Here is a 13,458-nt window from a genome sequence, read left to right as displayed (position 1 = left end):
GGGTAAATGCGCGTGATGGCGCGAAAAGTCAAGGGGGAGCGTGTTTTGAGGGCCTTCATTGGAGTGATGCCCGCCAGGGCGACCAGCCCGGGCCGCGCCCATTCGTCTGGCTTACGCCGCGCCACTGGCGCGACGGTCCCTCCTCATTCCCCCCGGGAGGACGCATCTGCGCAACCTGCGCGCGCTCGGCTTTCGGGAGAGGTGGCACGATAAAGCGCAAACCACTTGGCGAGCATGCGCCCACCCGAGGTCGGGCGCAGCCCTCAGCACGAATGAGGCACCCTCAGCAGTTCGGCACGTTCACCGCCAGCCCGCCGAGGCTCGTCTCCTTGTAGTGCTCGTGCATGTCGCGGCCCGTCTGGCGCATCGTCTCGATCGCCGCATCGAGCGGCACGAAATGCGTGCCATCTCCGCGCAGCGCCAGCGAGGCCGCCGACACCGCCTTGATCGCACCCAGACCGTTGCGCTCGATGCAGGGCACCTGCACCAGCCCTTTCACCGGGTCGCAGGTCATGCCGAGGTGATGCTCCAGCGCGATCTCGGCCGCGTTCTCGATCTGCTCAGGCGTGCCGCCCAGCACGGCGGCCAGCCCCGCCGCCGCCATCGCCGCCGCGGATCCGACCTCGGCCTGACAGCCGCATTCCGCCCCCGAGATCGAGGCGTTGGTCTTGATCAGCCCGCCCACCGCCGCCGCCGTCAGCAGGAAATCGGGAATCTTAGCGGAGGACGCGGAAGGCACATGATCGAGCCAATACCGGATCACCGAGGGCAGCACGCCCGCCGCCCCGTTCGTGGGTGCGGTGACGACCTGCCCACCGGCGGCGTTTTCCTCGTTCACCGCCATCGCATAGGCCGAGATCCAGTCATTGATCTGATGCGGCGGCGCGAGGTTCTGGCCCCAATCCGCCTTCAGGCTCTCATGGATCGCCTTGGCGCGCCGCTTCACCCGCAACCCGCCGGGCAATTCGCCCTCACTCGTCAGCCCGCGCTCCATGCAATCGCGCATCGTGATCCAGATTTTCTCGAGACCTTCGTCGATTTCCTTCGGGCCGCGGAAGCGCGCCTCGTTGCGCCGCTTCATCTGCGCGATGCTCAGACCCGAGGCATGGGCCATCGCCAGCATTTCCTCGGCACTCTTGAAGGGGAACGGCACCGGGCTCGGCGCGTCGCGGGCGGCGTCGTCGACGGCGGCCAGTTCCGCCTCGGTGCGCACGAAACCGCCACCGATCGAGTAATAGACCTCGTGCATCAACACGTCGCCCTGCGCGTCGCGCGCCTCGATCACCATGCCGTTCGCATGGCCGGGCAGAGACGTGTCGTAGTCGAAGATCAGATCGGCCTCGGGGTCGAAAGCCAAAGGCGGCAGGCCCTCAGGTTTCAACAGGTGGTCGCGCGCATTCGCGGCCAGCAATTTCTCGGCCAGATCATTGTCGTAGCTCTCGGGCACCACGCCCGCGAGCCCGAGGATCGCCGCCCGATCCGTCGCATGGCCCTTGCCGGTGAAGGCAAGCGAGCCGTGCAGGCGCACCCGCACCCCATGCGCGGTGAAAGGTGAGGCCCGGAGCGCGTCGAGAAACCGCGCGCCCGCCACCATCGGCCCCATCGTATGCGACGAGGACGGCCCGACGCCGATCTTGAAGATATCGAAGACGCTCAGAAACATGCGGCCTCCCTGCCCTGATTTGGGCCCAGACTGCCGTGTTCGCCCCCGGATCAACAGCCCCAAAACGACCCCGCCACGCGCAAAAGCAACATCGTTGACGCGATATTCAGGATTATCGCGCAGCCTGAGCGGCGAAAGGCTGTGGTGGGCACGATGCCGATTTTCGGTGCATGGCAATTTTCAGACCTGATCGTCTCGGGCCCGGACCCGTTCGGGTCGAACGCGTTGGCGAATGCCGATGCGGTGGGTGCGACCAGCTTCACAATCGATGCCTCCGCTGCGGTGCAGATGATCGATCTGACCGATGACGACACCAATCTCGAGGATGCCGACGGCTCGCAGGAACTCACCGTCCCGATGACATTCGACGGCATCGCCTGGGGCGCGGGTGCGGCGGGCGATGTCGAAATCGAATACAGCTATGTCATCCGTCCGGCGGGCTCCTCCGATCCGGCCGACAATATCACGATCTTCGTGCTCGAATTCGAGGGCGACGTGCATGGCATCGCGTCATCTCACCGCCTTTTCGCGGGGCAAACCTATGAAATCGTCGCAATCGACAGCAACGATCCGGTCATTCCTTATAGCGATCTCGCGGTCTGTTTCGCGCGCGGCACCCGGATCGCGACGAAACTCGGCCCAGTCGCAGTTGAAGACCTGCGCCCCGGCATGAAGGTGCAGACCGCCGATAATGGCTATCGCGAACTGATCTGGACGGGCCGCTGGCGGATGACGGGACGCGACGGGAACGCACCGATCCGCGTCGCGAAAGGCGCGCTTGGCAATGACCGCGCCTTCGAGGTCTCAGCTCAGCACCGGCTGCTGGTTCGCAGCCGCGCGGGCGTCCTTGGCGGGCGGGAGCTTCTGATCCCGGCCAAGGGGTTACTCGATCTGCCGGGGATCGCGCGGGCGCCGCGTCCGCGCATCGAATGGCTGCATCTGCTGTTCGAAGCGCATGAGATCGTCTTCGCGGACGGGGCGGCCGTGGAAAGCCTCCTGCCCGGCCCGATGGCGCTGCGCGGGGTTGGCCCTCAAGAGGCCGCACGGCTGCGCGCGCTGATGGCGGAGAACCCGCTCCTCACCCAGCCCGCGCGCCCGATCCTGCCCCCGGGGCAGGCGCGACGCCACGCCAAGCAGGCGGGCGGGATGCGACAATTCCTCCTGCGCTGAAGACAGGCCGACAAAGCCCTCGCCTGAGCGGTTGTGATTGCCTATAAGCGTCGGCAACTCAGACTGCCCATGAATGGAGTGCCAAATGGCTGCCGACCTCTCCCCGATCGACAAGGCGAAATTCGCCGCCGCCCGCCGTGCCGTTGACCTCGTTGAAGACGGGATGCGTGTGGGCCTCGGCACCGGCTCGACCGCCGCATGGATGGTGCGCTGCCTTGGCGAGCGTATCCGCGATGAAGGGCTGCAGCTGATCGGGGTGCCCACCTCGACGCGTACCGCCGATCTCGCCCGTCAGGTCGGCATCAAGGTCGTGGCGCTCGACGAAGCGAAATGGCTCGATATCACGATCGACGGGGCAGACGAATTCGACCCCGACCTGAACTTGGTGAAGGGTGGCGGCGGCGCGCTGCTGCAGGAGAAGATCGTGGCCACCGCGTCCGATCAGATGGTCGTCATCACCGACGCCTCCAAGGAAGTGAACCATCTGGGCGCCTTCCCTCTTCCCGTCGAGGTCGTGCCCTTCGGCTGGCAGGTCACCCGCGCGCTGATCGAGGAACTGCTCGACTCGATGGACGTGATGGGCCGCCAGACCTCGCTGCGCCTGAACGGCCAGCAGCCCTTCGTGACCGATGAAGGCAATTACATCGTCGATCTGCATCTCAACCGCATCGGCAACCCGCGTCAGCTGGCACTGGTGCTGAACCAGATTCCCGGCGTGGTCGAGAATGGCCTGTTCATCGACATCTGCGACAAGGTCATCATCGGCGGCACCGACGGCAAGGTCGAGATCCGCGACATCAATGAGGGCACGGTGGCCAACGAGACCATCGAGTTCGCCGAGGACGAGAATATCTTCCGCGATATGGACTGATCTTGGCGCCGGACGCGCGCCTCGGGGATGCAACGCTGTGACGCATCCCCGCCTTGCGCGCGTCTTTCCGTCCCCGCCTTGCTCCTGAGCGCATGGACCGCTAAGCCAAGGCCCAAGGAATATCAGGAAGGAAGGCGCCCCCATGAGCTTCGACTACGACCTTTTCGTCATCGGCGGCGGTTCTGGCGGGGTGCGGGCGGCCCGGATTGCCTCGGGCCATGGCGCGCGCGTCGCATTGGCCGAGGAATACCGAATGGGCGGCACCTGCGTGATCCGCGGCTGCGTCCCGAAGAAACTGATGGTCTTCGCCTCCACCGCGCCGGCGGCTATCGAAGAAGCCCGCGCCTATGGCTGGAGCGCCGATGTCGGCGCGTTCGACTGGTCCGGCTTCCGCGGCAAGCTGGATGCTGAGCTTGACCGGCTCGAAGCGATCTATCGCAAGGGGCAGGAAAACGCGGGCGTGAAGGTCTTCGACCAGCGCGCCACCGTGTCTGGCCCGCATGAGGTCACGCTGGCCGATGGCACAAAGATCACCACCAAGCATATCCTCGTCGCGGTCGGCGGGCGGCCCTTCGTGCCCGAATTCCCGGGCTGCGAGCTGGTGATGACCTCGAACGACATCTTCAAGCTCGACACCCTGCCCAAGCGCATCCTGATCGTCGGCGGCGGCTATATCGCCTGCGAATTCGCCTGCATCCTCAACGGCTTGGGCGTGGAGGTCACGCAATACAATCGCTCGCCCCTGCTACGCGGCTTCGATGGCGAGGCGCGCGATCTGATCGTGGATCAGATGCAGGCGAGCGGCATCGACATTCACACTCATGTCGTGATCACCGAGATCGAGAAGACCGAGAACTGCCTGAAAGTCACCTGCGGCGACGGGCGCGAGGAAGAGTTCGACGCGGTGCTCTACGCAACGGGCCGCACGCCGAACACCGAAGGGCTCGGCCTCGAGACCGCGGGCGTGGAGCTGGGCGAGCGCGGTGAGGTCATGGTCGATGAATGGTCGCAGACCAACGTGCCCTCGATCTTCGCGGTGGGCGATGTGACCGACCGCATCAACCTGACCCCGGTCGCGATCCGCGAGGGCCACGCTTTCGCCGATACCATCTTCGGCGCCAATGCCCGCGCCTCCGATCACGAGCTGGTGGCCTCGGCCGTCTTCACCCAGCCCGAATTCGGCACCGTCGGCATCACCGAGGAAGAGGCCGAGGAACGCGGCAATGCCGAGGTCTACGTCTCGAGCTTCCGGCCGATGCGCTCGAGCTTTGCGGGCTCCGACGCGCGGGTGCTGATGAAATTGATCGTTTGCCGCGAGACGCGCTGCGTGCTGGGCTGCCATATCGTGGCCCCCGAAGCGGGCGAATTGATCCAAATGGTCGGCATCGCCGTCAAAATGGGGGCAACCAAGGAACAGTTCGACGCGACTTGCGCGGTCCACCCGACCATGGGCGAAGAGCTCGTGACCATGCGGAACCCTGTAAGACATTATTGAAATCACGGAAAAGATACCCAACTGTCCGACAAGATAACGGAAAGGTGAGGAGCATATGAGCAACGGAGGCCCCTGGGGCGGCGGAGGCGGTGGCGGCGATGACCGCGACGACGACCGCGAAGACAAGCGTCCCGGTCAGCGACGTCCCGGCGAGGGCGGACAGATCCCGGAAATTGAGGAATTCATGCGCAAGGGCTCCGAGCAGCTCAAGGTGCTGATGGGCGGCAAGGGAGGCGGCAATCGTCCCAACCGTCCCAATGGCGGCGGAGGCGGCAAGAGCCCCTTCCCGGCCAAGACCGCGGTCGTCATCGGCCTCGTGGCTCTGGTTGCGATCTGGCTCGGCTCCTCGCTCTACAAGGTGAACCCGGAAGAACGCTCGGTGGAGCTGATGTTCGGGCGCTACTACGCGACCAAAGGCCCCGGCCTAAACCTCGCGCCGTGGCCCTTCATCACCTATTCCAAGGTTCCGGTGACGCGCGAACAGACTGTCGATATCGGTTCAGGCCGCGCAGGCACGAACGATACCGGCCTGATGCTGACGGGCGACCAGAATATCGTCGATCTCGAATTCCAGGTGGTCTGGAACATCAGCGATCCGGCGAAATACCTGTTCAACCTCGGCGATCCGCAGGACACGATCCGCGCGGTGTCGGAATCGGCGATGCGTGACATTATCGCGCGCTCGAACCTCGCGCCGATCCTGTCGACCGCACGTGGCGAGATCGCGGGCGATCTGCGCTCGGCGGTGCAGAACACGCTCGACAGCTATGATGCGGGCATCAACATCGTTCGTGTGAACTTTAACCGCGCCGACCCGCCGCGCGAGGTGATCGACAGCTTCCGCGAGGTGCAAGCCGCCCAGCAGGAGCGTGACCGTCTCGAGAAGGAAGCCGACGCCTATGCCAACAAGGTGACGGCAGGCGCTCGCGGTGAGGCCGCTCAGGTCAAGGAAGAGGCCGAAGGCTACCGCGCGCAGATCGTGAACGCCGCCGAAGGTGATGCCGCGCGCTTCAACTCGATCCTCACGGAATACGAGAAAGCGCCCGAAGTGACCAAGCGCCGGATGTTCTACGAAACCATGGGCAAGCTGCTCCAGAACGTCGACAAGGTCGTCGTGGACACCAAGGACGGCGCTGGCGGGGTCGTACCCTATCTGCCGCTGGATCAGCTGCGCAAGAACTCCAGCTCGACGTCCAACACCAACTCGACCGCTAACACGGGAGGAAGCAACTGATGCGCGGACCTATCGCAATTGCCGTTCTCGTTGTTCTCATCTTCCTCGGACTGAATTCGGTCTTCGTGGTGGACGAGCGTGAAAAGGCCCTCGTGCTTCGCTTCGGTGAGGTGCAGCAGGTGAAGACCGAGCCCGGTCTCGGGTTCAAGATTCCGGTCGTGGACACCATCGTGAAATACGATGACCGCATCCTGAGCCTGACCACGCAGCCGCTCGAAGTCACGCCCGAGGACGACCGCCGTCTCGTGGTCGACGCCTTCGCGCGCTGGCGCATCGTCGACGCGGTGAAATTCCGCGAAGCGGTGGGCGCGGGCGGTGAGACGACCGCAAAGAGCCGCATCGACGGCATCCTGAACAACGCGATCCGCGAAGTTCTGGGCTCGGTCCCTTCGACGGCTGTGCTGTCGGATGACCGGACGCCGCTGATGAACCGCATCCGCGATCTGGCACGTCGCGAGGCGCTGTCGCTGGGCGTGGACGTGATCGACGTGCGTCTGACGCGCACCGATCTGCCCGAGCAGAACCTCGCCTCCACCTATGGCCGGATGCGGGCAGAGCGTGAACGCGAAGCCGCAGACGAGCGCGCCCGCGGCGCCGAGGCCGCACAGCGCATCCGCGCAACCGCCGACCGTACCGCGGTCGAGGTCACGTCCGAGGCCAAGAAACAGGCCGAGATCGTGCGCGGTGAAGCCGATGCGCAGGCCAACAAGGTCTATGCGGATGCGTACGGCAAGGATCGTCAGTTCTTCGCCTTCGTGCGCGCGCTGCAATTCTACGCGCAATCGATGAAGACGCAGACCTCGTCGCTGGTGACGCAGCCCGACAGCCTCTACTTCGATTACGGGCGCTTCCTGCGCTCGATCGGGGAGAACCCGGGGCCCGAAACCGGTGCAGGCCGGGGCAGCGCATCTGCGAGCCAGGTCGGCCAGTGATGGCGATGCTTCTGACCGGTCTGGGACTGGTCCTTGTGATCGAGGGGCTGGCGCTTGCGCTGGCCCCTTCTCGTATCGAGGAGGCGCTGGATATGCTGCGCGCCATGTCGGCGGGCCAACGTCGCGCCCTTGGCCTCGCGGCTCTGGCGACGGGGGTGGCGATCCTCTGGGCGCTGCGGCAGTTCGGATAACCGCCTTTCTCTCGTGCCTTGAGCGCAAGAGAGCGCCCTTGTCCGCCCCCTGCGACGCAATTTCCTGTCGTGAATTTTGGCGAATAACTTCCCTTCGCCCCTCCCTGCTCCTACATTTCAAATCAAAGAGAGCATCGCGCCGGTCTTCCGCGCCGGCGAAGCAAGGGAGAGCCATATGACAATCCTCACCGGACCCGGATCCATGCTGCGCGCCGGATTGAGCGCCGCCACGCTTGCCGTGGCGCTCGCCTGCGCCCCTCTGGCCGGGCCCGCCTATGCCCGCGCCGCCCCGGAAAGCTTTGCCGAACTCGTCGATCAGGTTTCCAATTCGGTGGTGAACATCACCACCTCGACCACGGTGGCCGCGCCGACCGGCGAAATGCCGAACTTCCCGCCCGGCTCGCCCTTCGAGGATCTGTTCCGCGATTTCGGCCTGCCGAACCCGAACGCCCCCAATGGCCCGAACGGGCGCGGTGCGCCGCGCCGCTCGAACGCGCTCGGCTCCGGCTTCGTGATCTCGGAGGACGGCTATATCGTGACCAATAACCACGTCATCGAAGATGCCGACGAGATCGAGATCGAATTCTTCTCGGGCAAGCGTCTCGACGCGAAACTGGTGGGCACCGATCCGAAAACCGATATCGCCCTTCTGAAGGTTGAGAGCGATTCCCCCCTGCCCTTCGTCGCCTTCGGCGACAGCGACGCCGTGCGCGTCGGCGACTGGGTGATGGCGATGGGCAACCCGCTGGGTCAGGGCTTCTCCGCCTCGGCCGGGATCATCTCGGCGCGCAATCGAGAGCTGTCCGGCAGCTATGACGACTATCTGCAGACCGACGCGGCGATCAACCGCGGCAACTCGGGCGGTCCGCTTTTCGACATGGAAGGCGAGGTCGTCGGCGTGAACACCGCGATCCTGTCGCCCAATGGCGGCTCGATCGGGATCGGCTTCTCGATGGCGTCCAACGTGGTCGCGAAAGTGGTCGATCAGCTCAAGGAATACGGCGAGACGCGGCGCGGCTGGCTGGGTGTGAAAATCCAGGACGTCACCGCCGACATGGCCGAAGCGATGGGGCTCGAGGCCCCCGAAGGCGCGCTTGTCTCTGAAGTGCCCGATGGCCCCGCGAAAGAGGCCGGGATCGAGGCCGGCGACGTGATCACCTCCTTCGATGGCGGAGAGGTCAAGAGCACCCGCGATCTGGTGCGTCGCGTGGCCGACGCTCCGGTGGGCGAGAAGGTCCGCGTGACCGTGATGCGCGATGGCGAGGCCAAGACGCTGCTGGTGACGCTGGGCCGTCGCGAAGCCGCCGAGGGCGAACAGCCCCCGAAAGCCGTACAGGCCCCGCAGGAGGTCGAGAAGGACATGCTCGGCCTGACCGTGACGCCGCTGACAGACGACCTGCGCACAGAGATGGGCCTGACGAAAGAGGCGAACGGCCTCGTCATCAAGCAGATCGACGAGACCTCCTCGGCCTATGAAAAAGGGCTGCGCGTCGGCGATCTGATCACCGAAGTCGGGCAGAAGCCGGTCTCCGCGGTCGATGACTTCGAAGAGCGCGTGCAGGCGGCGAAGGATGCGGGGCGCAAGTCGATCCTGCTGTTGATCCGCCGCGCTGGAGAGCCGCGTTTCGTGGCCCTCCCCGTGGAGTGATCCGCACCGTTCAAAACGATAGAAAAGGCGCCCCGCGGGGCGCCTTTTTCAGTAAATGGTGCGCGTGAGAACGTTGAAGGCTCGAAGTGCAATGGCCGCTTCGACCCCAAACTGGCTGATCCTGCGCTTTGCACCAACGGCAGCAATGCGCGGGCCATGGAAATCGAATTCGCCGACTTTGCTGCATGAGGTGGACAACGCGGCAGAACCGCTGTCAAAAACAGTCAAGCATGAGGGGGAATGACATGGATTCAGGTTGGTTGGCGATCCTTAAGGCAAGTGCGTGGCAACTACTTGGACTTAGTCTTGGATTGAGCGTGTTTTGGCTCTTATTGACGGCAGAGGTACTTCCTCCTTCGAACTCTCCGTTTGTTGTCTACGGCCTGCCTTTAGCGACCCTAGTTACGGCCGGGCTTGGTCTTGCTTCGTTAATCGAAAAGGTCACAACATGGGCGACAACCGCGCTGAAAGAACGTCACCAAGCAAGAAAACAGGAGCAGAGGATTGCGGAGCACCAACGCAAATTCGTTGAACACATACCTTATATGACGGACAATGAATTAGCAATTTACGGCTACTTGCTTACGCATAGCCGGAAGAGCTTCACTGCGGAGATGGACGGTGGCCATGCAGCTTCGCTTTACAAGCGCGGCTTCATTCAAACTGACGCGCAAAACGGTCATTCTTACGGATTCGATGAATTTCCGTTCTCAGTCCCTGATCACATCTGGTCGGTCATGGAAGAGAAACGGGACCAGTTTCCAAGTGACTTCAAAGATAAAAGTCTACCTTGGTTCCGACACCGTTTCTGAGAACGGACTGACTAGAAGCTCATCAAGGAGCGGTCATTCAATTGGCACACCTCAACGTCCGCTTCTTCCGCTTAGCCGACATCCGCCGCAGACAGCTTCCGAAGGTCTTGTCGGGAACTGCTGATCGACATGGCGTCGCGCCTACACGGCGTTCGGCCCCACGCTGCACCCTTTACTGCATGGGGCCGCCCCGCGGGGCGCCTTTTTCATTGCGCCGTTTCGCGTGCCCGCACCCGGCGCGAGGCGATCGTCAGGCTCCCGGCGGCGATCACGCACCAGACCGCCATGCCCAGCATCTGGGTCGGCAGCTCCACCCCCATATCGATCAGCACGCCCGTGATCCCCGGCCCCACGGCGGTCGAGAGCACCATCGAGGCCACGATGATCGCGCGGATGCCGCCGAGGTTCTTCACGCCGTAGACCTCGGGCCAGAGCGCGCCCATCAGCGTGCCGGAAAATCCGTTCGACATGCCAAGCAGCGCCATGAAAGCATAGACGCCCCAGACCGGCGTGACCAAGGCGACCGTCAGCGAGGCAAGCGTCAGCGGGGCCAGAACGAAGGGCAACAGGCGCAGCGCCCCGAACCGGTCGATCAGCCCGCCGCAGACGAAGCCGAAGCCCACCGTCGCTATCGACATCACCGGGAAGGCGGCTGCGAAGGCGAGCGGGGAATAGCCGCGCAGCTCGGTCAGGTAGCCTTGGTGGAAGAAGATCACCGTGCCGATGAAGGGCGGCGCGAGCAGCCCCGTCAGCAGCATGTAGAGGACCGGGTCGCGGATCACCTCCGACCGGGTCCAGTCGCGCGCGGTACCCGAGGCGCTCGATTGCACCTCGGTCGCATTGGGCACCCGCTCGACCTGCATCAGCCGCATCAGGAGCGGCCAGGCGATCAAAACCAGCACCCCGGCCGAGAGCCACCACGCGAGATGCCAATTGCCGCTCGCCTGCGCGATCAGCACCACCAGAACCGGCAGCACCGCAGAGCCGAAGGGCTGGCCCGGCACGATCAGCGACATCGCCTTGCCGCGGCTCGCGACGAACCAGCGGCCGATCTCGGTGAAGGCAATCTCGGTCATCATGCCCTGCCCGAAGAGCCGCAGCATGTAGATCGCCAGCGTCAGGAAGATCAGGTTCGGCGCAAGCGTGATCCCGATACAGGCCAGCGCGAGCAGCGGAATGGTGAAGCGCACCACCTTCCAGCCGGGCATCAGGTCGAGCGTGCGCCCGAGAAACGGCAGCGTCGAGGCCGAGGCCAGCGTCGCCACCATGTAGAGCGCGCCGAAGGTGCCGCCCGACAGACCGAAAGTCGCCCGGATGTCATTGCCCGACAGGCCGATGAAGAAGGTCTGCCCGAAGGAGGAGAACAGCGTCAGCAGGAACCCCGCGCCGAGCCAGCGGGCATTGTCGCGCATGAAGCGCAGGTTGCTGCCGAAAAGCTTTTGCATGATGCCCCCTGTCCTTTGGCCCCGGTTAGAGCCCCTTCCCCCCGTGGGCACAACCCCGCCGCCTGCGCAAAGGGGTGTGCGGCGCTGCGATGGCAAGCGCGGACGGCCTCAGTTCGACCAGATATAGAGGCCGAGCTCCTGCGCGGCGCGGACCGAAAGCGTCGGGCTGTCGAGGCCGCGCGGCGCTTGATAGGCCGCGATCGCGCGGCCCGTCGCCGGGTCCAGCTTGCCGTCGGCGGGGCCGGAATAAAGCCCGCGCAGCGCCAGCGCTCGCTGGGTCATCGCAACGAAAGCGGGCGTCAGATCCTCCGAGCAGACGGATTCGAAATAGCGCGGTTTGCCGCTATCGACGAGCTTCTGGCCGCTCAATTCGCGATAGATCGCGGGCTGCGTGACCTTGCCGGTCTTCGGGTCGCGCTGTTCGGGGATGACCTGCACCTGCCCGGTCACGGTCTCGACCTTGGCCGGGCCTTTGAGTTGGGTGAAACAGCCCTGCGCGTCGTCGGCGGGCGGGCGGCTTTGCAGCACATGGGCGAGCGTCTTGGCGGGCGGATCTTTCGGCGCGGCCTCCGAGCCCTGCGCTGTGGGCTGACAGCCCGCCAGCCCCATCGTCACACCCAGCGCCAACAGCATTGCCCGCGCCGTGCCGAAGTTTTCAGCGATCTGCCGCATTCTTGTCTCCGCCTGCCTTGGGCCGGCAGACTAGCCGATATCTACGCTGCGGCAATCCCTTGCCCGTGATAGCCCGCCTCTGGCCAAATCACCGAAAGCAGCTTAGATCACTTGCGACCGGCCCCGCCGGCAAGCGCGTTTTGATTACGAACAAGAGGCCCCGAGCTATGGCGAAAATCACCTATGTCGAATTCAACGGCACCCGTCACGAGATCGACGTGAAGCCCGGCATGACCGTGATGGAAGGTGCACGCGACAATGGCGTGCCCGGCATCGACGCCGATTGCGGTGGCGCCTGCGCCTGTTCGACCTGCCATGTCTATGTCGACAAAGACTGGATCGAGAAACTGCCTCCGCGCGATCCGATGGAAGAGGACATGCTCGATTTCGCGTACGAGCCCGATCCCGTCACCTCGCGCCTGACCTGCCAGATCAAGGTCACGGACGAGCTCGACGGTTTGATCGTCAACCTTCCCGAAAAGCAGATCTGATGCGACGCGCGGTGACCCTCGCCTTCGCGCTGGTCACCGCTGCCGCCCTGCCCGCGCGGGCCGAAATGTCGGTCGCTGCGCGGTTCACCGAGCCGACGGACCGCTACGGTCACGGCGCGCTCGGCCCCGATCAGGAATTCGCAAATCTCCAGATCGACGTGGCCCGCAAGGCGGGCAGCCCCAAGGGGCTGTTCTCGGGCCACAGCACCCTGACCTACGACCTGCGCCTCGACCCTGACATGGTCTATGAGGACACGAGCCCGCGCCTGAGCGATCTCGACGGTGACGGCATCGACGAGGTGATCGTGGTGCAATCGCATCTGAAGTTCGGCTCGCGGCTTCTGGTGCTCACGGTGAAATCGGGAAAGCCGGAATTCCTCGCCGCGACCGATTTCGTGGGCGAGCCGAACCACTGGCTCGCGCCCATCGGCATCGCGGATTTCAATGGCAACGGGCATCGTGACATCGCGCTGATCGACGCGCCGCATCGGTTGGGCGTGCTGCGCCTCTTCGAGTATCGCAACGGCGAGCTGCACCCGACCTTCGCGGGAGGCAAGTTCACCAATCACCGTTTCGGCTCTGACAACATCCTAGGCGGGGTACGCGATTGCGGCGCCGGGCCCGAGATGATCGTCGCCAGCTTCGACTGGTCGGAATTGCTTGCGCTCTCCGTCACGTCCGCAAACGCAGTGAACTGGACGCGCCTTGGCCGCGACACCTCGCCCGCGGGCTTCGCGAAAGCGCTGAACTGCAACGGCTGAGCCCTGCCGCACCTGCCTCGGGAACCGCCCTGCCCCCGCCCATGTTACCCCTGCATCACGACACCGGCGCGCG

13 protein-coding genes are annotated in these 13,458 nt (G+C 64.5%); 10 read left to right on the top strand and 3 right to left on the bottom strand.

Going from position 1 to position 13,458, the window contains the following annotated elements; genetic code table 11:
- Positions 1-283: 283 nt before the first annotated feature.
- On the bottom strand, positions 284-1,663 hold the full coding sequence (locus BMI88_RS04120) for an L-serine ammonia-lyase (protein ID WP_078546302.1): 1,380 nt from the start codon (positions 1,661-1,663) through the stop codon (positions 284-286).
- Positions 1,664-1,816: 153 nt separating this feature from the next.
- Here BMI88_RS04120 and BMI88_RS04115 point away from each other — a divergent pair, with 153 nt between their 5' ends.
- The 8 genes from BMI88_RS04115 to BMI88_RS04085 all read left to right on the top strand — a co-directional run bounded on the left by BMI88_RS04115 (position 1,817) and on the right by BMI88_RS04085 (position 10,016).
- Positions 1,817-2,833 carry a Hint domain-containing protein gene (locus BMI88_RS04115; protein WP_146673466.1) on the top strand — a complete coding sequence of 339 codons (1,017 nt, stop codon included), beginning with the start codon at positions 1,817-1,819 and terminating at the stop codon, positions 2,831-2,833.
- Between the two features lie 85 nt (positions 2,834-2,918).
- Positions 2,919-3,704, top strand: coding sequence for a ribose-5-phosphate isomerase RpiA (gene rpiA, locus BMI88_RS04110; protein WP_078519635.1), 786 nt, complete (start codon positions 2,919-2,921; stop codon positions 3,702-3,704).
- Between the two features lie 142 nt (positions 3,705-3,846).
- Entirely contained in the window at positions 3,847-5,199 is a 1,353-nt protein-coding gene (gene gor / locus BMI88_RS04105; protein ID WP_078546298.1) for a glutathione-disulfide reductase, read from the top strand.
- A 55-nt stretch (positions 5,200-5,254) separates the two neighbouring features.
- The gene (gene hflK, locus BMI88_RS04100; RefSeq protein ID WP_078546296.1) at positions 5,255-6,433 is read left to right on the top strand and encodes an FtsH protease activity modulator HflK; all 1,179 of its coding nucleotides are present in this window, start codon (positions 5,255-5,257) and stop codon (positions 6,431-6,433) included.
- Positions 6,433-7,365 carry a protease modulator HflC gene (locus tag BMI88_RS04095; protein WP_083079136.1) on the top strand — a complete coding sequence of 311 codons (933 nt, stop codon included), beginning with the start codon at positions 6,433-6,435 and terminating at the stop codon, positions 7,363-7,365. Before hflK ends, BMI88_RS04095 begins: the two co-directional genes overlap by 1 nt.
- On the top strand, positions 7,365-7,556 hold the full coding sequence (locus BMI88_RS19455; protein WP_083079137.1) for a DUF2065 family protein: 192 nt from the start codon (positions 7,365-7,367) through the stop codon (positions 7,554-7,556). Before BMI88_RS04095 ends, BMI88_RS19455 begins: the two co-directional genes overlap by 1 nt.
- Before the next feature lie 175 nt (positions 7,557-7,731).
- The gene (locus BMI88_RS04090; protein WP_078546295.1) at positions 7,732-9,204 is read left to right on the top strand and encodes a DegQ family serine endoprotease; all 1,473 of its coding nucleotides are present in this window, start codon (positions 7,732-7,734) and stop codon (positions 9,202-9,204) included.
- Positions 9,205-9,449: 245 nt separating this feature from the next.
- Positions 9,450-10,016 carry a hypothetical protein gene (locus tag BMI88_RS04085; protein ID WP_146673465.1) on the top strand — a complete coding sequence of 189 codons (567 nt, stop codon included), beginning with the start codon at positions 9,450-9,452 and terminating at the stop codon, positions 10,014-10,016.
- Positions 10,017-10,222: 206 nt separating this feature from the next.
- On the opposite strand, the gene BMI88_RS04080 is transcribed toward BMI88_RS04085, so the two are convergent.
- Together BMI88_RS04080 and BMI88_RS04075 are read right to left on the bottom strand one after the other, a co-directional pair.
- Positions 10,223-11,461, bottom strand: a complete 1,239-nt coding sequence (locus BMI88_RS04080; protein WP_078546291.1) for an MFS transporter — start codon at positions 11,459-11,461, stop codon at positions 10,223-10,225.
- A 108-nt stretch (positions 11,462-11,569) separates the two neighbouring features.
- On the bottom strand, positions 11,570-12,133 hold the full coding sequence (locus tag BMI88_RS04075) for a peptidoglycan-binding domain-containing protein (protein ID WP_078546289.1): 564 nt from the start codon (positions 12,131-12,133) through the stop codon (positions 11,570-11,572).
- 167 nt (positions 12,134-12,300) lie between these two features.
- Between BMI88_RS04075 and BMI88_RS04070 the strand changes: the two genes are divergently transcribed.
- Complete coding sequence (locus tag BMI88_RS04070) at positions 12,301-12,624, top strand: 2Fe-2S iron-sulfur cluster-binding protein (protein ID WP_075776110.1); 324 nt, start codon at positions 12,301-12,303, stop codon at positions 12,622-12,624.
- Complete coding sequence (locus BMI88_RS04065) at positions 12,624-13,385, top strand: VCBS repeat-containing protein (RefSeq protein WP_078546287.1); 762 nt, start codon at positions 12,624-12,626, stop codon at positions 13,383-13,385. Before BMI88_RS04070 ends, BMI88_RS04065 begins: the two co-directional genes overlap by 1 nt.
- The last annotated feature ends 73 nt before the right edge of the window (positions 13,386-13,458 follow it).

This window comes from Thioclava sp. F36-6, assembly GCF_002020305.1.
Classification (GTDB): domain Bacteria; phylum Pseudomonadota; class Alphaproteobacteria; order Rhodobacterales; family Rhodobacteraceae; genus Thioclava; species Thioclava sediminum.
This window is presented reverse-complemented; position numbering and strand designations above follow the sequence as displayed.